Source organism: Polynucleobacter sp. UB-Siik-W21 (genome assembly GCF_018687415.1).
In the GTDB taxonomy this organism is placed as follows: Bacteria; Pseudomonadota; Gammaproteobacteria; order Burkholderiales; family Burkholderiaceae; genus Polynucleobacter.
Map to the genome: position 1 here is coordinate 1024942 of NZ_CP061289.1, position 24037 is coordinate 1048978.

Annotated in this window: 28 protein-coding genes and 3 tRNA genes; 14 read left to right on the plus strand and 17 right to left on the minus strand. The window is 44.5% G+C overall.

What is annotated here, in order from left to right; genetic code table 11:
• Positions 1-14 precede the first annotated feature (14 nt).
• A complete protein-coding gene (locus C2756_RS05360; protein WP_215320628.1) occupies positions 15-497 on the plus strand; it encodes a PaaI family thioesterase in 483 nt (160 codons plus the stop codon).
• Between the two features lie 13 nt (positions 498-510).
• Here C2756_RS05360 and C2756_RS05365 read toward each other — a convergent pair whose 3' ends face one another.
• Positions 511-1368: an NRDE family protein gene (locus tag C2756_RS05365; protein ID WP_215320630.1), complete on the minus strand. Its 858-nt coding sequence runs from the start codon at positions 1366-1368 to the stop codon at positions 511-513.
• An 18-nt stretch (positions 1369-1386) separates the two neighbouring features.
• Positions 1387-2385, minus strand: coding sequence for a folate-binding protein YgfZ (locus tag C2756_RS05370; protein WP_215320632.1), 999 nt, complete (start codon positions 2383-2385; stop codon positions 1387-1389).
• 19 nt (positions 2386-2404) lie between these two features.
• Here C2756_RS05370 and mltG point away from each other — a divergent pair, with 19 nt between their 5' ends.
• From mltG to C2756_RS05400, 6 genes are all read left to right on the plus strand, one after another.
• Positions 2405-3472: an endolytic transglycosylase MltG gene (gene mltG, locus C2756_RS05375; RefSeq protein WP_215320634.1), complete on the plus strand. Its 1068-nt coding sequence runs from the start codon at positions 2405-2407 to the stop codon at positions 3470-3472.
• Between the two features lies 1 nt (position 3473).
• Positions 3474-4112, plus strand: a complete 639-nt coding sequence (tmk, locus tag C2756_RS05380) for a dTMP kinase (RefSeq protein WP_215320636.1) — start codon at positions 3474-3476, stop codon at positions 4110-4112.
• A complete protein-coding gene (locus tag C2756_RS05385; protein WP_251372123.1) occupies positions 4113-5258 on the plus strand; it encodes a DNA polymerase III subunit delta' in 1146 nt (381 codons plus the stop codon). It begins immediately after the preceding gene.
• 27 nt (positions 5259-5285) lie between these two features.
• Positions 5286-6077 (plus strand): TatD family hydrolase, encoded by a 792-nt coding sequence (locus tag C2756_RS05390; RefSeq protein WP_215320638.1) that lies wholly within the window; start codon positions 5286-5288, stop codon positions 6075-6077.
• Positions 6077-6781, plus strand: a complete 705-nt coding sequence (locus C2756_RS05395) for an ankyrin repeat domain-containing protein (RefSeq protein WP_215320640.1) — start codon at positions 6077-6079, stop codon at positions 6779-6781. The genes C2756_RS05390 and C2756_RS05395 overlap by 1 nt, the downstream gene beginning before the upstream one ends.
• Before the next feature lie 72 nt (positions 6782-6853).
• Positions 6854-7381: an ion channel gene (locus C2756_RS05400; protein WP_215320642.1), complete on the plus strand. Its 528-nt coding sequence runs from the start codon at positions 6854-6856 to the stop codon at positions 7379-7381.
• Here C2756_RS05400 and C2756_RS05405 read toward each other — a convergent pair.
• The 5 genes from C2756_RS05405 to hyi form a co-directional block, all read right to left on the minus strand.
• On the minus strand, positions 7378-8265 hold the full coding sequence (locus C2756_RS05405) for a DUF3108 domain-containing protein (RefSeq protein WP_215320644.1): 888 nt from the start codon (positions 8263-8265) through the stop codon (positions 7378-7380). The two genes, C2756_RS05400 and C2756_RS05405, sit on opposite strands and share 4 nt — an antisense overlap.
• Positions 8266-8378: 113 nt before the next feature.
• Positions 8379-8948 carry an HNH endonuclease gene (locus C2756_RS05410; protein WP_371817092.1) on the minus strand — a complete coding sequence of 190 codons (570 nt, stop codon included), beginning with the start codon at positions 8946-8948 and terminating at the stop codon, positions 8379-8381.
• A gap of 85 nt (positions 8949-9033) precedes the next feature.
• Complete coding sequence (locus tag C2756_RS05415) at positions 9034-9624, minus strand: YqiA/YcfP family alpha/beta fold hydrolase (RefSeq protein WP_215320645.1); 591 nt, start codon at positions 9622-9624, stop codon at positions 9034-9036.
• Positions 9625-9629: 5 nt separating this feature from the next.
• Positions 9630-10529, minus strand: a complete 900-nt coding sequence (gene glxR, locus C2756_RS05420; protein ID WP_215297144.1) for a 2-hydroxy-3-oxopropionate reductase — start codon at positions 10527-10529, stop codon at positions 9630-9632.
• Positions 10530-10553: 24 nt separating this feature from the next.
• Complete coding sequence (gene hyi, locus C2756_RS05425) at positions 10554-11333, minus strand: hydroxypyruvate isomerase (protein WP_215320647.1); 780 nt, start codon at positions 11331-11333, stop codon at positions 10554-10556.
• 152 nt (positions 11334-11485) lie between these two features.
• Here hyi and C2756_RS05430 point away from each other — a divergent pair, with 152 nt between their 5' ends.
• Both C2756_RS05430 and C2756_RS05435 read left to right on the plus strand, forming a co-directional pair.
• Entirely contained in the window at positions 11486-12094 is a 609-nt protein-coding gene (locus C2756_RS05430; RefSeq protein WP_215320649.1) for a hypothetical protein, read from the plus strand.
• Between the two features lie 9 nt (positions 12095-12103).
• The gene (locus C2756_RS05435) at positions 12104-12958 is read left to right on the plus strand and encodes a M48 family metallopeptidase (RefSeq protein ID WP_215320651.1); all 855 of its coding nucleotides are present in this window, start codon (positions 12104-12106) and stop codon (positions 12956-12958) included.
• A gap of 3 nt (positions 12959-12961) precedes the next feature.
• On the opposite strand, the gene C2756_RS05440 is transcribed toward C2756_RS05435, so the two are convergent.
• Positions 12962-13201 carry a hypothetical protein gene (locus C2756_RS05440; RefSeq protein WP_215320653.1) on the minus strand — a complete coding sequence of 80 codons (240 nt, stop codon included), beginning with the start codon at positions 13199-13201 and terminating at the stop codon, positions 12962-12964.
• Positions 13202-13270: 69 nt separating this feature from the next.
• Positions 13271-13747, minus strand: coding sequence for a DUF4118 domain-containing protein (locus tag C2756_RS05445; RefSeq protein WP_215320655.1), 477 nt, complete (start codon positions 13745-13747; stop codon positions 13271-13273).
• A gap of 42 nt (positions 13748-13789) precedes the next feature.
• Between C2756_RS05445 and C2756_RS05450 the strand changes: the two genes are divergently transcribed.
• The 3 genes from C2756_RS05450 to C2756_RS05460 are packed head-to-tail and all read left to right on the plus strand — an operon-like array spanning position 13790 to position 16409.
• Positions 13790-14668 (plus strand): carboxylesterase, encoded by an 879-nt coding sequence (locus tag C2756_RS05450; RefSeq protein WP_215320657.1) that lies wholly within the window; start codon positions 13790-13792, stop codon positions 14666-14668.
• Positions 14658-15902, plus strand: coding sequence for a TolC family protein (locus C2756_RS05455; RefSeq protein ID WP_215320659.1), 1245 nt, complete (start codon positions 14658-14660; stop codon positions 15900-15902). The genes C2756_RS05450 and C2756_RS05455 overlap by 11 nt, the downstream gene beginning before the upstream one ends.
• An 18-nt stretch (positions 15903-15920) precedes the next feature.
• Positions 15921-16409 carry a hypothetical protein gene (locus tag C2756_RS05460; protein WP_215320661.1) on the plus strand — a complete coding sequence of 163 codons (489 nt, stop codon included), beginning with the start codon at positions 15921-15923 and terminating at the stop codon, positions 16407-16409.
• A 61-nt stretch (positions 16410-16470) separates the two neighbouring features.
• On the opposite strand, the gene C2756_RS05465 is transcribed toward C2756_RS05460, so the two are convergent.
• The 4 genes from C2756_RS05465 to gltX form a co-directional block, all read right to left on the minus strand.
• Positions 16471-16547: transfer RNA gene (locus C2756_RS05465), tRNA-Asp, on the minus strand.
• 43 nt (positions 16548-16590) lie between these two features.
• A tRNA-Glu gene (locus C2756_RS05470) sits at positions 16591-16666 on the minus strand.
• Positions 16667-16701: 35 nt separating this feature from the next.
• Positions 16702-16777, minus strand: a tRNA-Ala gene (locus C2756_RS05475).
• 78 nt (positions 16778-16855) lie between these two features.
• Positions 16856-18253, minus strand: coding sequence for a glutamate--tRNA ligase (gltX, locus tag C2756_RS05480; protein WP_215320663.1), 1398 nt, complete (start codon positions 18251-18253; stop codon positions 16856-16858).
• Between the two features lie 64 nt (positions 18254-18317).
• Here gltX and C2756_RS05485 point away from each other — a divergent pair, with 64 nt between their 5' ends.
• On the plus strand, positions 18318-19283 hold the full coding sequence (locus C2756_RS05485; RefSeq protein WP_215320665.1) for an Hsp33 family molecular chaperone HslO: 966 nt from the start codon (positions 18318-18320) through the stop codon (positions 19281-19283).
• A 4-nt stretch (positions 19284-19287) separates the two neighbouring features.
• Here C2756_RS05485 and ftsB read toward each other — a convergent pair whose 3' ends face one another.
• The 4 genes from ftsB to C2756_RS05505 are packed head-to-tail and all read right to left on the minus strand — an operon-like array spanning position 19288 to position 23479.
• The gene (gene ftsB / locus C2756_RS05490; protein ID WP_215320667.1) at positions 19288-19593 is read right to left on the minus strand and encodes a cell division protein FtsB; all 306 of its coding nucleotides are present in this window, start codon (positions 19591-19593) and stop codon (positions 19288-19290) included.
• Between the two features lie 13 nt (positions 19594-19606).
• A complete protein-coding gene (gene eno, locus C2756_RS05495) occupies positions 19607-20893 on the minus strand; it encodes a phosphopyruvate hydratase (protein WP_215320668.1) in 1287 nt (428 codons plus the stop codon).
• A gap of 51 nt (positions 20894-20944) precedes the next feature.
• Positions 20945-21808, minus strand: coding sequence for a 3-deoxy-8-phosphooctulonate synthase (gene kdsA / locus C2756_RS05500; RefSeq protein WP_215320670.1), 864 nt, complete (start codon positions 21806-21808; stop codon positions 20945-20947).
• Positions 21809-21817: 9 nt separating this feature from the next.
• Entirely contained in the window at positions 21818-23479 is a 1662-nt protein-coding gene (locus tag C2756_RS05505) for a CTP synthase (protein ID WP_215320672.1), read from the minus strand.
• 85 nt (positions 23480-23564) lie between these two features.
• Between C2756_RS05505 and C2756_RS05510 the strand changes: the two genes are divergently transcribed.
• Positions 23565-24011, plus strand: a complete 447-nt coding sequence (locus C2756_RS05510) for a DUF2147 domain-containing protein (protein ID WP_215320674.1) — start codon at positions 23565-23567, stop codon at positions 24009-24011.
• Positions 24012-24037 lie beyond the last annotated feature (26 nt).

Consider the following 24037-nt stretch of genomic DNA (forward strand, 5'->3'; position numbering starts at 1 on the left):
CTAAAATTAGCAGTATGACTAAACAAGTACAAATTAATCCCCAAACTCAACTCGCCAATTTGGGTGAGGAGTTAAATGTTCCTTTTTTAAAACTATTGGGCGTTCGCTTTCTCAGTGCTGAGATGGGAAAGGGAGAAATCCTGTTGGCCCTAAAGCCAGAGCATACCAATACCTGGGCAGTGGCTCATGGCGGGGTGTTATTAACCTTGATGGATGTCGCGATGGCTGTTGCTGCTAGATCTGGTGATCCGAGTGATCGTAGTGTAGTCACCATTGAGCTCAAGAATAATTTTATGCAAGCTGCTAATGGAGTCTTGCGAGTGAAAGCAGATACAGTTCGTAGAACAGCAACTATGGCATTTTGTGAAGCAAAGCTCTACAATGATCAAGGGGAAGTCTGTTGCATGGCAACGGGAACATTCCAATACATTAAGCGTCTGCCAACACGCGATAGCAGCGGTGAGCGGGTAGTGAACGAAGATCTTCGTTCAAAATAAAATGAACGCGTTTTTAAACTGATAGATTTGATCCAGGCGCGGTACTTAATGCGCCGGTGACGACATCATGGCCAACAGTACCGCTAGCATCAAAGCGACGTTCCACCATCTCAAATTGCCCATCTTTACGGACTCTTAAAACAGTGCTGGAACGTGTTCCATACGAGGGTGTTTTGATGAACGCAGGGGATAGCGCTTTTTCCCACTCTCTGCTAACGCCGGTGCTGGGTAATTCATGATCGCTAGCATGGTGGGTATCAGCTAATAGCTTGAGATATTGATCGGCACTTTTGAGCTGACCATGATCCATTGCCAATACTTGGGCAAAAGCGGCTACCCGATGATTGACTTTAGGCCAAGGAGTATCCAGCATCGCATTAGATAAACCATACACGCCAGGGTTAAGCGGTTGATACGGAAAGACTTTGCGAGGGCGGATATTTTGACCTACCAACATGCGATTACTGACCCAATGCATTTCTGCATTTTGCGGATCGCTTAAATCTGCCATCAATAAATTAAAGCCGTTGTATTGATTAAAGCGTTTCGAGTTTTCTCCCATGAACTCGGCCGGCTTATCTTTACTGGTGAGATACATCAAGGAAAGCTCACCACGTGTTCTAGCATCTGGATTCTTTTCGCTAGGCGCGCGCACATTCGTTAAGGCAGCAAACTTTCCTGTTTTCGTAAAGCCCAACCAAGTACCAGGACTACCCAAGACATCGGCACGATCTCTGCCCGCCAAAACATGGGGGTGTTCTTGCCAATAGGCGATGCCTTCAGTGTTGCGCTCATAAAACTCATCACGATTCGCCGCAACTACTAAAGAGTAGTCAGGATGTGAGTTCCAGGCAAAAAGAATCAGGCACATGAAATGGGTTAGGAAGAATTAGATTTCGATTAAGGGATAAGGTAATGAGCCTATTTTTAACACAGGTCCCTGGGGGCTTCCTAGATGAATTTCCCCATGTTCGAGCGCTTCTAATTTGCACTCCACCTGAAGATCGGTTCTGCCAGGGTCTAAGGGGCTAGGGGCTGATAGAACAACCATCCCCGCTGGCTGACTAGGGTCCTGACTATGAAATAACTCAGTACCAGGCTGAGTTGAGTCTATTGGTAGGTCTTTTTCTGAAATATGAGCCAAAAATAGACGTCTTTTGATGGCGCCACGATATTGGCTACGGGCCACGATTTCTTGTCCTGGATAGCAACCTTTTTTGAAGTCAACCCCGGCAACCGATTCAAAATTAATCATTTGCGGGACAAACTGTTCTTGCGTCGCCAATACGATACGGGGAATAGCACTTAAAACTTCTAAATCATTCCACACATCAAGTGCAGCTTGATCGCATGATTCATTGACCTTCTCTTGAGCAATCAATACACGACCATAGGATTGACTGCTGGCGAGCACATCAGGCAAGCGCAATCCAATTTGAGGGTCATTAATTGTGAAAGATGAGATCGCATCACTCAAACCAAAGTATCCAGAAATATTCCAGAGCGCCGACACATCAGTCACCTTGACCTTAGAGCGCAATACAAACATTGCCAACCGTTTGGCAGTACTGGCAGCGATATCCTTAGAAATAAAGAGCGCGAATCGGTCATCAGCGCTTGCATCTCTAGGTATTAACGCACCCCATGCGCTGGCAAGTAATCTGCCTTTAGGGCTGCAGTATCCCAACAGTCTCGCTGATGGGTAGGAATAAGCAATTTGAGGCGATATAGTGCGGTTTAGACCTAAAACAGAATTCGTGAGCTGATTTTGCAGAAAACTGGCAGCATCTGGACCCTCAACAAAGATGAGGCCCCATTTCGAGAGTGGAGTGAGCCCAAAAGAGGGGACTTGTGCTTGAATTTGCGTGTTTTGATTAGTCTGTGTCATCTCCTTTTATCATAGCCTGATGCGCAGAAAAATTCAGGGAAGATCCTTTTTTAGCCAGAAAAAGACTTGGGGTCGTCGCCTACGATCCTACCTGCTGGTATTGATAGGTGCTCTGGTATTTATTTATGGTGGGATTTTTTTATGGCCTGTTGTGCCAAGCCAGACCAATACTCAAGAGGCGTTGCTTTATAAAGTCAAAATTTCTCCGCAATCTAGCTTGGGCAGTATTGCTCAACAATTGCAAGAGCAGGGTCTATCAACCCCTGTGCTGCCGTTTCAAGTCAGTGCCCGCGCATTATTTGTTGGTTCAAAATTAAAGCCAGGTACTTATTTATTACCGACAGGAGCGAGCCTCGGAAAAATATTGTTACAGATTGCGCGCGGTGATCGAGTGCGAGAAAGTATCGCCATTATTCCTGGCATGACTATATGGCAACTTCGCGCTCTAGTTGATTCTCACCCAGCATTGATACATCAAACCAAAGGCATTAGCTCAAAAGCTTTATTGCAAAGCCTGAATCTTACTTATCCTGGCGATGAAGGCATCTTCTTTCCAGATACGTATGTATTTGATCCCGATGAACCCGATATCAATATCTACCGGCGCGCCTCTGTGGCAATGCAAAAACAACTTTTACAAGCTTGGGATCAAAAAGATCCCGGCTCCCCTCTCAAAACGCCTTATGAACTCTTGATTTTGTCCTCGATTATTGAGAAAGAAACAGGCCGATCTAGCGACCGAGGCTTAGTAGCAGCAGTGTTTCTGAATCGACTCAATCAAGGCATGAAGCTGCAGACTGACCCTACAGTGATTTATGGCATTGGCAAAGGATTCGATGGCAACTTGCGTAAGGCAGACCTGCGCAAAGATAGTCCCTACAATACCTATATGAACAAAGGATTGCCACCTACGCCTATCGCTATGCCTAGTAAAGAATCGTTGATGGCAGCTGTTCGACCTGCTCAAAGCAAGGCCCTGTATTTTGTGGCCAAGGGGGATGGAACGAGTCATTTTTCACAAACCTTAGGCGAACATGAATCTGCCGTTGATCGCTATCAGCGCAAACTCGCCCCCAAATCAAAATAATATGACTGCAAATTCTCCTGGATATTTCATTAGCTTTGAAGGCATTGATGGTGCTGGCAAGAGTACGCATATCGATGCATTCTGCAAGCTGATGCAAGAGTGCTACCCAAATCATGAAGTGGTGGTGACTCGTGAGCCAGGTGGAACCCCCTTAGGCGAGCAATTGCGTGGACTCCTATTGGATGCACCGATGAATCTAGAAACTGAGGCATTGTTAATGTTTGCAGCCCGCCGCGAGCATTTAGCGCAAGTGATTGAGCCGGCACTAGCGGCCGGAAAGATTGTGATTTCAGATCGCTTCACCGATGCAAGCTTTGCTTATCAAGGCGGCGGCCGAGGTCTTAGCATCGCGAAATTAAATGATCTGGAACGATGGGTACAAGGTCGTAAGAACGGCACATTACTTCAACCCAATTTAACCATCTTGTTTGATTTGCCCGGTGAAGTAGCAGAAGCGCGCCGCTCTAAAGTAAGGGCGCCGGATAAGTTTGAAAAAATGGATCTGAATTTCTTTGAAAAAGTACGCCAAGAATATCTGCGACGGGCTAAAGAGGATCCACAGCGCTTTCACTTAGTTGATGCGACCCAAACGCCAGAGGCTATTTGGAATGGCTTACAAGCTCTCAAGATCAACTTCTAAATGAGTGACTTGATGTTTCCGGCGAAACAACATAGCAAGGTTGCACCATGGCTGCAACCCTTATGGGAAGGATTAGACTTTCAGCAGTTTCCTAATGCGATTTTGTTACATGGTCAATCGGGTGTTGGTAAGTTTGCTTTTGCAGTTGAATTAGCAAAAGCTTTGCTGTGCGAATCCAGTCCAGGATCGAGCAAGCCCTGTAATCAATGTGAAGCATGCCATTGGTTTAATACTGGCAACCACCCTGACTTTATTGCTTTGGTGCCGGAAACCCACCGCAAACTTTTGCCCCAAGCTGATTATGAGGCAGATGAAGTAACAAAAAAAGGCAAAGTTGCTCGCGATGATTCTGATAGTGAGCCAGCCGAGAAAAAAGAAAAGAAAAATATCTCGATTGAAGAAACCCGTAGTGCGATCGAAAGTCTTTCAATAGGCTCGCATCGGGGTGGCAATCGCATCATCTTAATTTACCCACTTGAAATGCTGCGCTCTGATTCAGCTAACACTCTACTGAAATCACTAGAAGAGCCTCCAGCCAATACTATTTTTATCTTATTAGCGGATCGTGTTGATCGAGTCTTACCAACCATACGATCCCGCTGTCGATTGTTGACAGCACCTCGCCCAAATCGCAGCGAGGGCTTGGCATGGCTAAAAGATCAGCTACCTCAGATCGCAGGATTTAAAGTCATTGATGGGGATATCGAAACGATCTATGACGAGCAGGGCGGGGCACCCTATTCTGTTTTGGATTCCTTAATCGCTCGTTATCATCAAGACGATAAAGATGAGCTAACTATCGCCATTGCCGCTTCTCGTCTTTTATTGCAATCGATGACACAGGGCGGTCGGATTGCCTGGCTAGAAACAGCTGAAAAGATTCATAAAGCGCAATATTCATTTTTACTAGCTACTATGCAACGTTGGGTTTCAGATCTCCAGTTGGTTTCACAGGGTGGAAGTCCTCGTTATTACCCCAAACATCTTGTAACTCTGAAGGGTCTGGCGCAAAGCGCCAGAAGCCTCAAACTCCATCAGTTTTGGAAATCGCTAGTGCAAGCTCGTCGTTCAGAAAATCATCCTCTTGCCAGCCGCATTCAACTAGAAGCATTACTTTCTCAATATCAGCAAGTCTTTGAAGGCTAGGGCGCTCAGGCAGACTAAAATGTAGGTATGTTTATCGACTCACACTGCCACCTAGATTTCCCGGAGTTTCAAGCCCGCATGCCGGAAGTCTTAGCAAATATGAAGGCAGCTAAAGTCAGTCATGCGCTCTGTGTTTCAGTTGATCTGCCAGATTTTCCGAATGTTTTAAAGCTTGCTCAGGATCATCCGCATTTATATGCTTCCGTCGGCGTTCATCCCGACTATGAGGATACCCCCGAGCCAAGCGTTGAGTTTTTGGTTGAAACAGCTAAACAGCAAGCCAAAATAATTGCCATTGGTGAAACTGGTTTGGATTACTACCGCATGGGTGAGCGTAGCTATGAATCGATGGAGTGGCAAAGAAAGCGCTTCAGAACCCACATTAGGGCCGCACTTTTAGCCAAGAAACCGTTGATTATTCATACACGTTCTGCCTCCGAAGACACCATCAATATTCTGAAGGAAGAGGGTGCTGATGGGATTGGCGGGGTGATGCATTGTTTCACCGAAAGCTTAGAGGTGGCCCGTAAAGCGATGGATATGGGCTTTTATATCTCCTTCTCGGGCATTGTCACCTTTAAGAGTGCTAAAGACCTGCAAGAGACTTGTAAACAGGTTCCTTTAGAGCGCATGCTCATAGAAACAGACTCGCCTTATTTAGCTCCAATTCCTTATCGTGGCAAGACTAATGAACCTGCTTGGGTATCTAAAGTTGGTGAATTTATTGCCACCCTCAAGGGCGTCCCCATAGAGAAGCTTGCTAGCAGTACAAGTGATAATTTTTTTCAATGTTTTCAGATATATAGAATGGCTAATTAATGTCGAAGTTTACTTTTAAATCATTAGCTTTATTAGCTATTTTGGGTGTATCAATCAGCTCTTATGGACAAAGTGAAGCGCAAATTGCTAATTTCACTAAAGCAGCCAAATTTGATGACATCTCAGAGGTGAAAGCACTCATTGCAGCTGGTGTGAGTCCAAATGCAGTGGATTCTAAAGGCGATCCGATGCTCGTCATCGCCATCCGAGATAAATCGGCAAAAGTGATTGATTTTTTACTCAAAGATAAGAAAACAGATGTAGATCTATCCAATTCTTTTGGAGAAACGCCCCTGATGCTGGCCTCTATAGAGGGTGATTTACCAGTGGTTAAGGCTTTGGTGCTGCAAAACAAGGCCAAAATTGATCATATTGGCTGGACACCGTTGCACTATGCTTGTGCAAAGGGTCAATTGAATGTGGCTCAATTTTTAATCGCCAATGGAGCAATGATTGATTCTAGAGCTCCGAATGGCACCACACCATTGATGATGGCTACTCAAGCAGGCAATGAGGAGCTAATCAAATTGCTGCTTGATAAAGGCGCTGACTTACGCATGCGTAATTTGAATGGTTTTTCAGCCATAGATATTGCGGAGATATACCAGAAGCCTTGGATAGCAGATGGGCTTAAATCACGCTGGCAGCGCCTCTATAAAGAGCCATATCCAGGGCCCGCTAAAGTTCGGTCAGCCGCTTCTTGATTTAACATATTTGCGTATAATCATTATTATGTCAAATAAGATATTTCTGTAGGAAATTCAAACTAAACCAACATGATCAATCTATTTAACAATACCGACCTACCCAGCTTTACAACTCTTTTTGGCGAGATCAATGCTGATATGGGCAATGGTCAAATCTGGATTATGGTGGTGTCTGCCTGTTTGATGCTGGCTGTTCATGCAGTAGCTGTTCTCGGCATTGCTGGAGCTTTTCACTGGATTGATGATGTCATGACAAAACGCAGAATCTTTGGCGCCAGCTTTTTGTCTTACTTCATAGCCATATTATTGGTCATTGCCATTCATCTGAGCGAAATCGTAGTTTGGGCTTATATCTGTGTAGCCTTAAAGGTATTCCCGACCAATCCCCAGACCTTTTACTTTGCAGGTGAAATGTATACAACCGTAGGTTATGGAGATTACAAATTATCCGAGCAATGGCGCATATTGCCTATCATCATCTCTTTCTCAGGGATCTTTGCCGTATCCATGTCAGGGGCAGCTTTGTACACAATGATGGGCGCCTTATTGGGACACAACGGCCAAAATCAGAGTGCAAAGCCAGGATCTAGCGATTAGAGTGTTTTACCTTCTGAAATCGGGTTCTTTTGCTTAAATACCAGCTCTAATACTCGGCCATTGGCTTCCAGTGAACGAATTCTGCCGGGGAGCCACTCCAAGTCCTTTGCCAGCCATATATCTACCTCACGCTTGTAAGGGTCTTTTTCTCGTTGCATCAAGCCGTAACGCCGATTGACTGTATTTCCAAGGCTAGGGATATCAGCATTGAGAGCCTCTCCATAGCTCTTAAATTGCCAATTTTCTAGCGTGTTGTAATCAATCACAGGTATGGAGCGAATGCTACCAGCTTCATCTATCTTGCTATCGCCATTTAAAAGTGAAGCTAATTGAAACATCAGGCTAAAACGATCTTGGGTGCCAGGAACAATAGTAGGGGTAAATTCAGGCTTTTCTGAGAAGTACATTTGCCCCCCTCCCTTTTCATCACGATCAAAGCGTGAATAACGCGGTGGCTTGCTTCCCCGCTGCGTCCAATAAATCGCGGGCGCAATCCCATACGCATCTATCGCCCCTCTAGATTCAAAAACAAAGGGGCCAACAAAGGCATAAGGAATATTGATATAGAGTCGATAAGAGTTACCTTCCACAATCCAATCAATTTCTGCTGTTTGGTATTGCTGACCATCCACAAAAGCGTCGTAGTAGAGAATGCCTGATCCTGGCAATTTGAAAGCAACGCCCGGTTGGTTAGAGCCTCCACCCCGCTCTCCTGCATCTGCACTGTTGCTATCGAGCGGGCTCATTGAAGAGTTAACTTTAGTAACCTTCTTCTTCGGCGCCTTAACCATTTGAATTTTTTTGGGAGGTTCAAGCTTAAGCTCGGTATTAATGATGAGATCTTCAGCAATCTCTGGGGGGTTTCCGAATGAAATAAACGGCATACCGAAAAAAAGCAGTAGATGCCCTATTAAGGAAAGCAGAATCGCAAAGAAAATAATCCGCAACGAGTGTGTGCGGATTTTTGGGCTAAAACTTTGTGGCACTAAACCATGTCTCAGGAGAAGCCCTCAAGCAAGCGGCTATTTTTAGGGAGATTGGCTGCCAGAAAGTCCATTTGATCAGCCAAAATATTACGGCCTTTAAGGATCATGTCCTCATAGAGGCTAGGCATATAGGGGGTATAAAGCAGACCCATGCCCGCTTGTTCTGGCGTGCGGTTACCTTTGCGTTGATTACAAGGGCGGCAGGATATGACTAAATTCATCCAAGAATATTTACCACCCCGGCTATTGGGAATGATGTGCTCTGCCTCAGCGTGATTCTCATGAATTGCATCACCACAATAGGCGCATAAGCCTCGATCACGCTTGAATAATTTGTGCTTAGTAATCACTGGAACAACATCAAATAAATTAATCTTTGATGTTCCTTTGATAGCGATGATGGAGTGAAGTTCTATCACTGACTGCAAGCCGCTTGCGCGAGAAATGCCACCGCGCATTCTCATAATGGGATCACCGAGGGTCCATAAGACACTACTGTCGGCGTAATGCTTTGTTGCCTCCTCAGCGTTAACCCAACCCTGGGGAATTCCACCTGCGTCCAATTTCAAGATGCTCAGCACAAACTCTCCTTTCTAGGTCGCAGCAAGTAGCTACGATCGTTTAGATCATCTTACAGAAGAAGCTGCAAGCAATCAATAAAAGGGCTTATTTGGCGGAAATGAACTGAAGAACTTTGGGCAGGTAATCGGCATAGTCTGCAATTCCATGATCGCTACCCTCCAAAACAAGGTGCTGCGCACCTGGATAGAAGCCCACCATTTCATGCCAGTCTAAAAGCTCGTCGCCCTTAGCCGCTATTAAAAAATAACGGGATGGATCAGAAATTTTCTCAACCTGCAGCGCCTTGAGTTCGTCGATATATTCTGGACGAAAATCAAAAGGTTCATCGCTATCATATGCAGTCATCATCCCTACATGTGGTGCAAGCTCACGTGCTGCATGTACCGCAGGATTCAAGGCGATCGCTTTGCAGCCATACTTCTCTGCAAGATAGTTGGCGTAAAAACCGCCCAGAGATGAACCAATCACAACTACACGATCAGCCATAGATTGATCAATGTGGGAAATCACCATCCCCATGCTTTCCTTCGGAGAGGCCAGCAACTGGGGGCAATACCATTCATAGGGATTTGCTTTAGTGGCTAGAGCCCTCACAGCTTCGCCCGTCATCACCGCCTTACTAGATCGAGGAGAAGAGCGAAATCCGTGAAGGTAAACCAGCAGGGTTGAAGACATGCAAATTAAGACTTTTGCCCTACTTCAAAGTTTGCTAATTTCTCTAAGGCTTTGACCATCGCTGAGTGATCCCAGGCTTTGCCACCATGAGCTGCACAAGCATTGAATAATTCTTGCGCAGTCGCGGTATTAGGTAAAGAAACTCCAAGGGCGCGAGCACTATTGAGCGCTAGGTTTAAATCTTTTTGATGTAACTCGATTCTGAATCCAGGGTCAAAAGTACGCTTGACCATGCGTTCGCCGTGCACTTCAAGAATCTTTGAACTCGCAAAGCCGCCCATCAATGCTTGGCGAACTTTAGCGGGATCAGCACCTGCTTTAGATGCAAACAATAGTGCCTCAGCAACAGCTTCAATATTGAGGGCAACAATGATTTGATTAGCCACCTTAGCAGTTTGTCCGTCACCATTAGCGCCAACTAAGTTAATGTTCTTGCCCATTAAATCCATAATCGGCTTTACCTTGTTAAATACAGACTCATCACCACCAACCATGATGGATAAAGTGGCATTCTTAGCGCCAACCTCGCCACCAGATACCGGGGCATCCAGGTAGTCACAACCCAAGGCATTAATCTTTTTAGCAAACTCTTTCGTTGCGATTGGCGAAATAGAGCTCATATCGACAACAACTTTTCCTTTGGATAATCCAGAGGCGATTCCGTTCTCACCAAATAAGACTTTCTCAACATCTGGAGTGTCGGGAACCATCGTAAAGATGATGTCTGCACTCTCAGCAACCTCTTTAGGGCTTTTGCACTGAATGGCTTTAGAGCTAGCAAGATCGGCAGGTACCTTGGTGCGAGTATTAATAAATACCTGATGTCCTGCATTCACAAGATGCCCAGCCATAGGGGCGCCCATAATACCTAAACCAACAAATCCTAATTTCATTTGATTGCTCATAGAGTCTCCGTTATAAATCGTTTTTTATGAATTGAGATGCTTCATCCAGCCAAGACCTGCTTCAGTATTGGTGGCAGGTTTGTATTCACAACCTATCCAACCATGATAGCCAATTCGGTCAAGGAACTTGAACAAGTATGGGTAATTGATTTCTCCAGTGCCAGGCTCATTGCGACCAGGATTGTCAGCTAGTTGAATATGGCCAATTTTGGAGAGATTCTTTTCAATGGTATTTGCTAGCTCACCTTCCATGCGCTGTGCATGATAGATATCGTATTGAATGAAGAGATTATCGGCAGCAACTTCAGCCAAAATATCTGCAGCCTGTTTGGTAGTATTTAAAAAGAATCCAGGAATATCAAAGGTATTAATTGGTTCAATCAATAAACGAAGATTTGCTTTTTTGAGCTCCGCTGCAGCATAGCGAAGATTTTCTACTAAGGTTGCATGAAGAAGTTTTGGATCGACTCCCACAGGGGTCTTCCCAGCTAAACAATTCAGTTGTTGAACTCCTAATACTCTGGCGTATTCAATGGCTTTAGCAACACCCTGGCGGAATTCTTCTACGCGATCAGGATGACACGCAATGCCTCGCTCTCCTGCATCCCAATCTCCAGCTGGCAGGTTATGCAGCACTAATGTCAGTTGGTGTTGATCTAATTGTTGTTTGATCTCTGCAGCAGAATAGGCGTAAGGGAAAAGGAACTCAACCGCATTAAATCCGGCTTTACTGGCTCTTTCGAAGCGCTCTAAAAATGGTGCCTCATTAAATAGCATGGTTAAGTTAGCAGCAAATTGTGGCATAGCAAACCTTTAGAAGAATGAAGAATTGATAACGAATCTTAACAAAGAAGCCAATTTTCTTCCCGAAATGCAATAGGGCTTGATTAGAGCTTAATAGTTAATGAAAGTAGGCTAATATGGAAAATAAACGCTTTTATCCCATAAGGAAAACAATGAATACTCAATTTATCCAAATCTCCTTGGCTCTTGCAGTCAGCCTTGCAGGCTTAGGCACTGCTTTTGCTCAAGCCGGTAGTTCTCCTTCATCTGCTAATCAGCCCATGGTAATCGATGCCGCAGTAGTAGATAACAGCTACCTACTCTATGAAGGTAATGTTTTAAAAGTAGACAAAAAGACGCGCACCATCACCTTCAAAAATAAAGAAGGAGAATCAAAATTTGTTGCCGGCCCTGAAATCACCAATTTTGATCAAATCAAAAAAGGGGATCGTCTCAGCGTTACATATCAATTAGCAGTAGCTATCGAATTGATTAAAACCAAGAGTGATGGCGTTCGTAGCAAAGTTGAAACTAATACAGTAACAACCTCTAAAGGCAATGAAAAGCCAACCGAAACCATTTCCAACAAAACAACTATCATTGCCGATATAGTCGAAGTCAATCGTGATAAGAAATTGGTTTCTGTTAAGGGCCCTAGCGGCAAGATCACTACCGTGATGGTCAAGAACCCTGCTCTTTTAGCTGATGTGAATATTGGCGAGCAAGTTAAAGTCATTTATTACGATGCCATGGCTGCCTCAATTACCTCTCCAAAAAAATAAGCCTTGTAGATGCAACTAACGGCAGTTTGTTTTAAGGCAATTACTACTCTCGCGTTTACCTCACTCCTCTTGGCCTGCGCTAACACCACCAGGTCAGGAGCGGTGGGTGTAAACCGATCTCAGTTCTTAGTAGTATCTGCTTCTGAAGTGGATCGTTTGTCTGCTGTTAGTTACAACGAGCAGAATCAAAAAGCCAAAGAAAAAAATATTCTGCTTACATCCGGCCCTGAATACGATAGGCTTAAGGCAATCTCCAACCGATTAATTTCTCAAACGGGAGTCTTTCGTGACGATACCCGCCAGTGGAATTGGCAACTGGTTTTAATCAATGCGCCGATTCTGAATGCTACTTGCGCTCCCGGCGGAAAGATCACCTTTTATACGGGCTTAATTGAACAACTGAATCTGACTGATGATGAGATTGCGGCCATCATGGGCCATGAAATTGCCCATGCATTGCGTGAACATGGTCGAGAACGTTTATCACAGGCCATGGCTCAGAGCGCCGTTACTAATATTGCTATGGCTGCGGCAGGAGCTTATGGTTCAGCGATTAGCGCAGCCAATCAAGCGGCTCAATATATTTTGGTATTACCTAATTCTAGACAAAACGAATCAGAGGCGGATGCAATTGGCCTGGAACTGGCTGCAAGAGCTGGCTTTAAACCTCAAGCTGCCATTAGTGTTTGGCAAAAGATGAATAAGGTAACTCAAGGTAAAGGCCCACCAGAGTTTTTGTCGACCCACCCTTCTGGTGAAACCAGAATTGAGCAACTCTCAGAACTCATGCCTGCAGTAGAGCCGCTTTACATAACAGCAGTAAAACCATCTACCAATTTAAATGCCGACAAATCTAAAAAATAAATGTTATTTTTTAGATTGTTGTGGCACGGTGTTATTTACTGGAGGAGTTACCGGCTTTGGCTGTGGCACAACTAATGGTGAAGGAGGTTTTGGAGCCGGTGCAGCAGATGGGTTGGCTGGACGGCCACTTTGAGCGCCACCTGGAGATGTAGGTGAAGCTTTTTCAAAAGGATTAAAACCCAAGCCGGCAGCGCCTGCAGGCAGTGTCGCAAAACTAAGAAATATGGCCAATATCTTGTACATCCTTCGATTATGACACATTGCAGCATAAAAGTCACCTATTTATGGCCTAGTGAGTGCCAAGAGTGATCTTCAAAGCTTATTTTGAGTTTCTTTATCTTTTGAAATGAGGTTCATTGCATTTTTCAAGCTTCTACTGGCATCGCTTAAAAGCTGAAAATTACTGTCACTTACGCGGGTTAATAATATCGCCTTATATCGCTCTCTTTGTAACCACTCAACAATTCCAACGGCAATAAAAGCTATCAAGATGTAAGAGATAAATACAAAAGAATCCTGGGGTGTTGGCATATCAAATGAGTCAAAAGGTGGAACGAAGAAAAAAAAGGCTAAGGGAATAGAAAGAATAATTGTTACGACACTTGGCAGAAAACCAAAAAAAAGTGCTATCAAGATCGTATTCAGAATAAAAAAGGTCATCGGGAGATTGGCCTGTAAAAATGTATGCAAGCTATAGCGTATGGAAAAAGCCACAAACACTCCAAATACAGCCATAAAATAGGCTTGAGGCCCATTTCTTGCCCAACGCTTCGAATTTTGTATTTTCATGAGTAATAATGACGTTATATATATAGGTACCCGAAACACCCAATGACAGTCCCAATAGATCAGCAAGATCGTTACGAAACATTCTATCAAGGTAATTCAGGTCACGTAGTGATTCTTTTACCTGGTCTTTGTGGTTCTGAATTGGAGATGGGTGTTATTCCTAGACTCTTACGTCAATCTGACCACTCCTACGTAATCCCAAGAATACCCGGCTACTCTGCACACACTGGTTTAAAAGACTATCAAGAATGGATTGAAACGGTAGATCAGCTTGTTTATGATTTAAATTCTAGCTACAAATCAGTATCACTTGTTGGGTTAAGCATGGGGGCTACCCTTGCCCTAGCGGTTTCTGAAAGAAATGCAAATATAAAATGCCTTTCGCTGCTTTCCCCAGTCATTTTTTTTGATGGCTGGTCTGTGCCCTGGTACTACCCGTTTTTATCCTTTATATATAAATTAGGAGTTCGAAATTGGCATTACAAGGAATCTGAACCATTTGGCGTTAAAAATAAAGATTTACGCCGACACATTCGAAAAGCCGTTATGGCTAATTCTGTAAGCGAGCTAGGAGCAGCTCATCTTCCGGCAAAACACCTCTATCAGTCCTTGCAATTAGTTGCAGCTACGAAAAAAAATCTCGAAGACATTACATCAGACGTGTTAATCATCCATGCTATTGATGATGAAACTGCTTCACCTAAAAATCCTGACTTCTTAATAAGCAAAATTGCCTCTGAAACCTGTCGAGTAATCTGGTTGGGTAACTCATACCATATGATTACTGTGGATAATGAACGGGAAGTCGTAGCCAACGAAGTCATTAAATTTATTGGGCTATCTATCCAAAAGGAAGAAGCGCTTAATCATTACGATCTTGAATCCCCCAATCTCATCATTAAAAATCGACATGAAGGCTAAGCTTATTAAGATAAAATTGGTATTTGGTGGGATTTTTGTTTCAACCTGCCTTCTGTCCCATTTCTCTTATGGACAAACACTCCCTCCTTTCAAGTCATCCGATACGAACTATCAAGCTATTCCATTAAGTGCTTACCTTAGTGAACTTAATGAAAAAAATGCTTCCTTAAAAGTAAAGAAATTAAATACAGATTCTGCGTTATCCACTGCCAAACAAGCTGGAATGCCGAATTTAAGTCCTATCCTAACTTATGCACGCGGTAGTATTTATACTCAGGCGCCCTATACTGACTATACCAATCCGTCATCGAATACTTTTGGGGCTACAGTTACTGTAGAGGGTTGGGGTAAGCGTTCTGCCCGTGAGGCTTATGCTCAAGCCGAAGCAAACCGACTGTTAGCAGAGACGGTTGTTGAAACTAGGACTCTTGAAACTCAAGCAATTTTTAACTATATCGATGCGCTAAGAACAAAATTACTATGGCAGTCCTATCAATTTGCCCTTGATAAGCTAGGCACCATAAAGTCTTCAGATATAACAGCTCAAAAAGCGGAATTCCAAGCAGCTCAAAAAGTTCTTGCTAATGATTTGAAATACTACTCATATGGTTTATTAGGGTTACTTGGAGCGCAAGATCAGCAGTTGCCTCTTCCCTTAGGCACGCTCAACATAGCACCACAAAAATTTAAAGTTGAGGAACTCGTTGAGCAGGCACAAAACAACAGAGTAGAGATCATTTCTAATAAAGCCTTTGTTGAATCTGCTAACGCTAATTTAGAAGTTGTGAGGGCTAGCAAAAATACAGATTTCTTGCCGGGGATTTATTACACCGAAACACCCCCATACACTTCAAGTGGAGTTGGCTATGGAGCTCAAAAATCATTAAGCTTTTTACTCTCTATTCCTCTGGGTAATGGCATGTTAAATAATTCTGACGTAATCTCGGCCTCAAATAGCGTGACAGAGCAAGAAGTAAATTTAAGAGCTGCAAAATCAAAAATTGTTACTGAAATTAATCAAACTTACTTACAATATCAGTCTGCTCGGGAACGTCTTGAAACTGCGACAAGCGCCTACAATCAAGCAAAATTATTACAAAACTCAGGCCTTCAGGGATTATTAAAATTTCGAGATGTGGAATACGAATTGATAGATGCCCGCACTGTTCACGCAAAAACTCTGATACTGTTGCAAAGATTAAGTGGGAACTTTGAAAACCCCAATTTATATTAAGTCCGACTAGAGGTCACTATGAAGATCATCAAGAAATCTTTACCAGCTTTTGTATTAATCTCAACCTTACTTACGTTATCAATACCTGTTTACGCAGCGCAAACTCAAGCGCAGCAGCAAGCAACTGCAGCGGCTTCTAAAGCTGCAGCAACTGCAGCGGCTTCTAAAGCTGCAGCAACTGCAGCGGCCTCTAAAGCTGCAGCAACTGCAGCGGCCTCTAAAGCTGCAGCGATTACTGCATCAACTAAAGCTAATCCAACAACATCAACATTGTCTGCTTCGAAGAGCAGCAATGGTGTTACAGGTACCACACCTACTTCGAGTAAGACCTCAGCTAGCACAAGTAGTGGCGCTAGTACATCAGTCGCGAGGAGTAACGTCCTATCTTCGAATAATCAGCAAGTCATTAGTCATGCCGAAGGCAGCAAATCTTCCATTCAACCTGGTAATCCTGGAGGACCTACTGATGGTGGCAATTATCTCGGCACTTCTCCTACTAGCCAGTAATGCCCTAAACAATTATGGAAAAATAAAAAAGCCCTTTCAACAAGGGCTTTTTTAATGAATTTGGCGGAACGGACGGGACTCGAACCCGCGACCCTCTGCGTGACAGGCAGATATTCTAACCAACTGAACTACCGCTCCAAATTACAACAAGTGAATCAAAAAAACTACTACCAAAAAGATCTGGCGTCCCCAGGGGGATTCGAACCCCCGTACTCACCGTGAAAGGGTGATGTCCTAGGCCTCTAGACGATGGGGACCTGGACTACTGCAAACTACAAATGTCTTGAATTTTTGGTGGAGATAAGCGGGATCGAACCGCTGACCTCTTGCATGCCATGCAAGCGCTCTCCCAGCTGAGCTATACCCCCGAAATCTCGCAATAAAACCACAAGACAATCAAAACAATCCAAGATTTTAGCCTATTTTTGCGTAAGCACGCAAATTGCCTACAGGACGACCTTCGAGAGCCTATTTACAGCCTCTTCTTTACCCAAAACGACTAATACAGAATCAATGGCTGGTGTCTGAGTAGTTGCAAATAATGCATAACGAACAGGCATTGCTAAGGCTGGCATTTTGAGTTGGTGCTTTGCTAGGACTTGTTTGAATGCAGCGCTATAAGCTTCTTTACTTGGCTCTGCATTTTGAATAGTTTCAATCAAATCTTTTAATGCAGGAACTACAGATTGAGGAATATTCTCTGCAATTTGTTGCGCATTGATTTGCGGCGCTGGCAGATAAAATAACTTTGCTCCTTCCGCAATCTCAATCAAGGTATTGGCGCGATCCTTTAATAAAGCAACCACTTGAATAAAGTTCGGACCACTTTCAGTATCAATGCCTAGTGCATGAGCAAAAGGCTTGGTTGCTTGTGCCAAGTTAGCTGGATCTGCATTTTGAATATATTGATGGTTAAGCCAAAGGAGCTTTTCAGGGTTATGTTGAGCTGGTGAGCGACCCAAACTATCGAGATCAAACCAATTGACAAATTGCTCCTTAGTAAATACCTCTGCATCACCATGTGACCAACCCAAACGCGCCAAGTAGTTCAAGATAGCGTCCGGCAGATACCCTGCTTTTTGATAATCCCGCACACTCATGGCGCCATTGCGTTTGCTCATCTTTTCACCAGAGTCGTTTAAGACTGTGGGTAAATGGGCATAGACAGGCGGAGTCCCGCCAAGAGCTTTCATGATATTGATTTGGCGTGGCGTATTGTTCACATGATCATCACCGCGTATGACGTGAGTAATCTTCATATCCAAGTCATCCACCACTACGCAGAAGTTATAGGTGGGAGTACCATCAGGTCTCGCAATGACTAGGTCATCCAACTCGTCGTTCGAAATTTCAATTTGACCTTTGACGGCATCATCCCAAATCACAGATCCACCAAGCGGGTTTTTAAAACGAATCACCGGTGGAACACCTTCCGGAATGGCCGGCAAAGTTTTGCCTGGCTCAGGCCGCCACAATCCGTTATAACGCGGCTTTTCTTTATTAGCCATCTGCTGGTCACGGAGTTTGTTGAGTTCATCCTCACTCATATAGCAAGGATATGCCAATCCAGATGCCACCATTTGCTTGATCACTTCACGATAACGATCAATACGCTGCATTTGATAGATAGGGCCTTCGTCGATATCCATGCCTAACCACGCCATACCTTCAATGATGACGTCTACCGCCTCTTGCGTGGAGCGCTCAACATCCGTATCTTCAATGCGAAGAATGAAATCGCCTTGATTGTGACGCGCAAAAGCCCAAGGATAGAGTGCGCTGCGAAGATTTCCCAAATGAATGAAGCCCGTGGGACTGGGGGCGAATCGTGTACGAATATGCATAGTAAGTATTATCTCAGGTCGGCCAAATAGGCACCCAAATCAAAAAACATGGATACTTTGATCTATGAATGAATTGCTTGTATTTATGTGTGATGGTGCCCCAGTTCGCGGGGAAATTGTCTCTATCGGCACTGCCTGGCAGGCTGTTTTGGAGCGTCGTAACGACCCTCTGGCGGTACGTCGCATCCTCGGAGACTTCGTTGGTGCTGCAACACTCCTGAGTGCCAGTTTAAAGTTTGATGGCACCCTCATCATCCAGGCTCAAAGTAAGGGCCCTATTCAGCTACTTGTGGTCGAATGTAAATCCGACCTCTCAATGCGTGCCACTGTAAAACTATCAGTTGATCCCTCCGAAATATCGGAAGGCGCAAGCTTAGGAGAGTTACTAGATGCCGGTAATTCAGGCAGGCTTGTGATCACTCTAGATCCTGCAGACCGTGAACCTGGCCAAGCGCCTTATCAAGGCATAGTCGCACTTCAAGAGTATCAGAGTGAGGTGCTTCAGCCTGTTGCTAGCGCAGCTGAGGCAATAGCGCTATACATGCAAAATTCTGAACAGTTAGATACCCGTATTTGGCTGGCCTCGAATGAAAGTCATATTGGCGGACTTTTATTACAACGTCTTCCAAACTCTGGAGGCCATATTCACTTAGATCCTCAGGTCGCTGCAGAAGGCTGGTCACGCATCCAAACTTTAGGCGAAACAATTACTGATGAAGAACTATTGACTCTTCCTCCAGAAACCATCTTGAGACGCTTATTCCTTGAAGAGTCTGCAGAGAATGGTGTGAGGATCTTTCCCGCACGCCCTATTCGCTTTGCGTGCCGTTGCTCTCGTACAAAAGTGGCTGATATCTTGAGAATGTTGGGTGAAGAGGAAGTGCAAAGCATCTTGGCAGAACAAGGCTCTGTAGAAACCATCTGTGACTTCTGTGCAAAACCTTACCGTTTTGATGCGGTAGATTGTCTGCAAGTATTTAAAACAGATTTGTTGAGTGACGCCACCAGACCACCCTCAAGCGGCCACTGAAATCTTATTGCTTGGTAACTTGAGTATCTGAAGACTTATCAGCAGGCAGGATTTGTACAAAAAACTCACCGTCTTTAATAAGACCATGCTCAACCCGAGCGCGTTCCTCAATCGCACGGGTTCCGTCTTTTAAATCTTTGACATCACCTGCAAGTTTTGCATTACGCAAAGCCAAGAGGCTATTTTTAGCTTCTTGAAGCTCTACTTGTTTTTCCATCTCGTAAACCTTTAACCATCCACCCTTTCCCAACCAAAGTGGGTACTGAATTGCAATCAGCAATAACAGCATCGAGTAGATAACAATGCGCATAAAAACTGAATGCTTAGCGTTTCAAGTTGTAGAACACAGACTTCCCAGGGTAGCTTGCTACATCACCCAAATCTTCTTCAATGCGTAAAAGTTGGTTGTACTTAGCAATCCGGTCAGAGCGTGACAAAGAGCCCGTCTTAATCTGACCAGCATTAGTACCAACGGCGATATCGGCAATCGTGCTGTCTTCGGTCTCACCTGAACGATGAGAAATCACAGCGGTGTAATTAGCGCGCTTAGCCATCTCAATAGCAGCGAAGGTCTCAGTCAAGGTGCCAATTTGATTAATTTTGATCAAGATCGAATTAGCGATTCCCTTTTCAATACCTTCTTTGAGGATGCGGGTGTTGGTTACGAAGAGATCATCGCCTACTAACTGAATTTTTTTGCCCAACTTCTGAGTAATATCAGCCCATCCATCCCAATCACTCTCATGCATACCATCTTCAATGGAGACAATTGGGAACTGGTCAGCTAAATTGCCTAGGTAGTCTGAGAACTCGCTTGAGCTTAGTTGCAGGCCCTCACCAGATAAATGGTATTTACCGTCTTTATAAAACTCACTAGCGGCGCAATCCAAAGCCAAGAGAACATCTTCACCAGCTTCGTAGCCGGCGCCCTCAATAGCCTTCATGATGGTTTGCAAGCACTCTTGATTGCTCTTAAAATTCGGTGCAAAGCCCCCTTCATCGCCAACTGTTGTCGGCATGCCTTGAGCGCCAATAATCTTTTTAAGCTCATGAAAAATTTCAGCGCCGCAGCGTAAGGCATCACGGAAGTTTTCTGCGCCTACCGGCATCACCATAAATTCTTGGATGTCTAAGCTGTTATTGGCGTGTGCACCACCATTCACAATGTTCATCATCGGCACGGGTAATTGCATGCCGCCAGAGCCGCCAAAGTAACGATATAAAGGTAAACCTGCTTCTTCAGCAGCAGCTCTAGCTACTGCCATAGAGACAGCCAGCGTTGCATTAGCGCCGAGCCTTGCTTTGTTATGGGTACCATCCAAATCGATCAGGGTGTGATCCAAGAAGGCTTGTTCGCTAGCATCTAAACCAAGAATAGTTTCAGCAATTTCAATATTGATATTTTGAACGGCTTTAAGAACGCCTTTGCCTAAGTAACGTGACATATCACCATCACGTAATTCAATAGCTTCACGTGAACCCGTGGATGCTCCGGATGGAACTGCTGCACGACCCATTACACCAGACTCGAGTAATACATCGCACTCTACTGTTGGGTTACCGCGTGAATCCAGAACTTCTCTACCGATGATGTCAACAATGGCGCTCATGCACCTTCTCCTTAAAACAATTTGAAATGGGGCGTATTAAAAATTACTTAATTACTGAAAACTATTCTCTAAAAAAGAGCCGCTAGATTTAACCACTGTATCGATTGCCACTAGTGACTCTAATAATTCTTTCATACGATTCAGTGGCACAGCGTTAGGCCCATCAGATAATGCATTTGCAGGATCTGGATGGGTTTCCATGAACAGACCGCTAATGCCAACGGCAATGGCGGCACGTGCCAATACGGGAACAAATTCACGCTGACCACCACTAGAATTTCCTTGGCCACCTGGTAACTGCACCGAATGAGTCGCATCAAATACCACCGGCGCATGGGACTCGCGCAGGATGGCAAGGCTACGCATATCGGAAACTAGATTGTTATAACCAAAAGAAGCGCCGCGTTCACAGACCATGAATTGGTCCGGCAGATTACTCTCTGCTGCTGCTGCTCTGGCTTTTTCAATGACATTGAGCATCTCATGGGGAGAAAGAAATTGCCCTTTTTTGAAATTCACTGGCTTACCACTTTGGGCGCAAGCGCGAATAAAGTCAGTCTGTCTACACAGGAATGCTGGTGTTTGCAAAACATCGACCACTTGAGCTACCGCTGCAATCTCAGTAGTATCGTGCACATCCGTTAGTACCGGAACGCCAACTTCCTTTTTTACCTTCGCCAATATCTCAAGACCCTTTTCCATACCTAGGCCACGGAATGAAGTTCCTGACGAGCGATTGGCTTTATCGAAGGAAGACTTGTAAATGAATGGGATCTTTAAAGTAGCAGTAATTTCTTTTAATTGACCAGCAATATCGATAGCCGATTGTTCAGACTCAATGACACACGGGCCTGCGATCAGAAAGAATCGATGCTCTAGACCAACGTCGAAACCACAAAGCTTGAATTTGCTCATCGTTTCCTCTTAGGCAACTTGTTTTAATGCAGCATCTTGATGCGCAAGCGCGGCATTGATAAACGCTGAGAACAATGGGTGACCATCCCGTGGCGTCGAGGTGAATTCTGGGTGAAATTGCACGCCAAAGAACCAGGGATGCATGGATTCTGGAAGCTCCATCATTTCTGGCAGAGACTCGTTTGGAGTGCGCGCAGAAATAATCAAACCTGACTGCTCAAGTTTTGGTACGTAGATGTTGTTTACCTCATAGCGATGCCGATGACGTTCATTGACCTCCGCACCATAGATGCGATGCGCTAAGGTATCCGCTTTTACTGGACAACGTTGTGAACCAAGACGCATGGAACCACCAAGATCAGAATCGTTGGTGCGCTTCTCAACACGCCCTTCTCTATCCAGCCACTCATTAATGAGAGCGACAACAGGGCTATCTGTGTCAGGGTCAAATTCAGTACTATTGGCTTTCGTAATGTTTGCCACGTGGCGCGCAAACTCAATCACAGCCAATTGCATACCCAAGCAAATGCCCAAATAAGGGACATGGTTTTCTCGGGCATAACGGATTGCAGCGATTTTTCCTTCTGTACCACGCTTACCAAAGCCACCTGGAACTAAAATTGCATCAAGCTTTTTAAGGCAGTCAACACCATCTTTTTCAATTACTTCGGAGTCGATGTAATTGATGTTCACGCGAGTAAGCGTATGAATACCTGCATGGCGTAAAGCCTCAATGAGAGATTTATAGGATTCAGTCAGCTCGACATACTTGCCAACCATGCCGATAGTCACTTCATGCTTGGGATTGGCCAACTCATAAACCAATTTAGCCCACACAGCCAGATTGGCTGGTTTAGCATCAATTTGTAACTCACGACAAATCAAATCATCCATACCTTGGGCATGAAGCATTTCTGGAATCTTATAAATCGTGTCGACATCCCATACCGAGATCACTGCTTCTTCGCGCACATTCGAAAATAAAGAAATCTTGGCACGCTCATCATCTGGAATAGGTCGATCAGCACGGCAAAGTAATACCGTTGGCATGATGCCTATCTCACGTAATTTTTGAACCGAGTGTTGAGTGGGCTTGGTTTTTAACTCACCCGCACTGCTAATGTAAGGTACCAAAGTTAAGTGCACAAATGCACAACTATGAGTGGGCAAACGCAGACTCATCTGCCGCGCGGCCTCTAAAAAAGGAAGTGATTCAATATCACCCACAGTGCCGCCAATTTCACAAATAGCAATATCCGCTTTGCCATCGTGACTTGCTTTAGCGCCACGCTCTACAAAAGCTTGAATTTCATTTGTAATGTGTGGAATAACCTGAACTGTTTTGCCAAGGTATTCGCCGCGACGCTCTTTACTGATTACTGACTCATAAATCTGACCAGTAGTGAAATTATTGCTTTTACGCATCTTTGCCGACACGAAACGCTCATAGTGACCCAAATCCAAATCAGTCTCTGCGCCATCTTCAGTCACGAAAACCTCGCCGTGCTGGAGAGGACTCATCGTGCCAGGATCAACGTTGATATAAGGGTCTAATTTTAGGAGGGTGACTTTCAGGCCGCGGGATTCAAGAATCGCGGCAAGCGAGGCAGCTGCGATTCCTTTCCCTAGAGAAGAAACCACACCACCAGTGACAAAAACGTATTTAGTCATCGCTTAAGCTCTGTTGGAAAAAGTAATTATAACGATAGCAATCCTCTTTTACAGAAATCTAAAGAAGGTTATATTGAAAAAATCTATGAAAAAACCTCTATTTTTCGTCTTTGTTGCAAGTATTTTGACCCTAGGGGTCAATGTCATCTCATCTCAGACAACAGACTCCATTGCGGGGTCTTGGAAGACTTTTGACGATGACACCAATCAGCCGGCAGCTATTGTCCTCATCACCGAGAAGAATGGCCTATTTTCAGGAGTAGTTACCAAATTACTAGATCCAAGTGCACTCCCTACCTGCGAAAAATGCACTGATTACCGTAAAGGCAAGGCAGTCATTGGGATGGAAATTCTATCTGGCCTAAAAAAGACGGGGGATTCCTATTCTGGCGGTCATATATTGGACCCAGACGATGGTGAAATTTACCGCGCTGAGATGAAGCTTAAGGAGCAAGGGGCCAAATTAGATCTGCGCGCATACATTGGAATTCCTCTACTGGGCAGAACCCAGACTTGGATTCGTGAAAGATAAGCGCCATGCGTCTTCTATTTTCGGTC

Excerpts from the sequence above, each read along its gene's own strand:
- C2756_RS05360 (WP_215320628.1), top strand. The coding sequence starts at position 15 with ATGACTAAACAAGTACAAATTAATCCCCAAACTCAACTCGCCAATTTG.
- C2756_RS05365 (WP_215320630.1), bottom strand. The coding sequence starts at position 1,368 with ATGTGCCTGATTCTTTTTGCCTGGAACTCACATCCTGACTACTCTTTA.
- C2756_RS05370 (WP_215320632.1), bottom strand. The coding sequence starts at position 2,385 with ATGACACAGACTAATCAAAACACGCAAATTCAAGCACAAGTCCCCTCT.
- mltG (WP_215320634.1), top strand. The coding sequence starts at position 2,405 with ATGCGCAGAAAAATTCAGGGAAGATCCTTTTTTAGCCAGAAAAAGACT.
- tmk (WP_215320636.1), top strand. The coding sequence starts at position 3,474 with ATGACTGCAAATTCTCCTGGATATTTCATTAGCTTTGAAGGCATTGAT.
- C2756_RS05385 (WP_251372123.1), top strand. The coding sequence starts at position 4,113 with ATGAGTGACTTGATGTTTCCGGCGAAACAACATAGCAAGGTTGCACCA.
- C2756_RS05390 (WP_215320638.1), top strand. The coding sequence starts at position 5,286 with ATGTTTATCGACTCACACTGCCACCTAGATTTCCCGGAGTTTCAAGCC.
- C2756_RS05395 (WP_215320640.1), top strand. The coding sequence starts at position 6,077 with ATGTCGAAGTTTACTTTTAAATCATTAGCTTTATTAGCTATTTTGGGT.
- C2756_RS05400 (WP_215320642.1), top strand. The coding sequence starts at position 6,854 with ATGATCAATCTATTTAACAATACCGACCTACCCAGCTTTACAACTCTT.
- C2756_RS05405 (WP_215320644.1), bottom strand. The coding sequence starts at position 8,265 with ATGCCGTTTATTTCATTCGGAAACCCCCCAGAGATTGCTGAAGATCTC.
- C2756_RS05415 (WP_215320645.1), bottom strand. The coding sequence starts at position 9,624 with ATGTCTTCAACCCTGCTGGTTTACCTTCACGGATTTCGCTCTTCTCCT.
- glxR (WP_215297144.1), bottom strand. The coding sequence starts at position 10,529 with ATGAGCAATCAAATGAAATTAGGATTTGTTGGTTTAGGTATTATGGGC.
- hyi (WP_215320647.1), bottom strand. The coding sequence starts at position 11,333 with ATGCCACAATTTGCTGCTAACTTAACCATGCTATTTAATGAGGCACCA.
- C2756_RS05430 (WP_215320649.1), top strand. The coding sequence starts at position 11,486 with ATGAATACTCAATTTATCCAAATCTCCTTGGCTCTTGCAGTCAGCCTT.
- C2756_RS05435 (WP_215320651.1), top strand. The coding sequence starts at position 12,104 with ATGCAACTAACGGCAGTTTGTTTTAAGGCAATTACTACTCTCGCGTTT.
- C2756_RS05440 (WP_215320653.1), bottom strand. The coding sequence starts at position 13,201 with ATGTACAAGATATTGGCCATATTTCTTAGTTTTGCGACACTGCCTGCA.
- C2756_RS05445 (WP_215320655.1), bottom strand. The coding sequence starts at position 13,747 with ATGAAAATACAAAATTCGAAGCGTTGGGCAAGAAATGGGCCTCAAGCC.
- C2756_RS05450 (WP_215320657.1), top strand. The coding sequence starts at position 13,790 with ATGACAGTCCCAATAGATCAGCAAGATCGTTACGAAACATTCTATCAA.
- C2756_RS05455 (WP_215320659.1), top strand. The coding sequence starts at position 14,658 with ATGAAGGCTAAGCTTATTAAGATAAAATTGGTATTTGGTGGGATTTTT.
- C2756_RS05460 (WP_215320661.1), top strand. The coding sequence starts at position 15,921 with ATGAAGATCATCAAGAAATCTTTACCAGCTTTTGTATTAATCTCAACC.
- gltX (WP_215320663.1), bottom strand. The coding sequence starts at position 18,253 with ATGCATATTCGTACACGATTCGCCCCCAGTCCCACGGGCTTCATTCAT.
- C2756_RS05485 (WP_215320665.1), top strand. The coding sequence starts at position 18,318 with ATGAATGAATTGCTTGTATTTATGTGTGATGGTGCCCCAGTTCGCGGG.
- ftsB (WP_215320667.1), bottom strand. The coding sequence starts at position 19,593 with ATGCGCATTGTTATCTACTCGATGCTGTTATTGCTGATTGCAATTCAG.
- eno (WP_215320668.1), bottom strand. The coding sequence starts at position 20,893 with ATGAGCGCCATTGTTGACATCATCGGTAGAGAAGTTCTGGATTCACGC.
- kdsA (WP_215320670.1), bottom strand. The coding sequence starts at position 21,808 with ATGAGCAAATTCAAGCTTTGTGGTTTCGACGTTGGTCTAGAGCATCGA.
- C2756_RS05505 (WP_215320672.1), bottom strand. The coding sequence starts at position 23,479 with ATGACTAAATACGTTTTTGTCACTGGTGGTGTGGTTTCTTCTCTAGGG.
- C2756_RS05510 (WP_215320674.1), top strand. The coding sequence starts at position 23,565 with ATGAAAAAACCTCTATTTTTCGTCTTTGTTGCAAGTATTTTGACCCTA.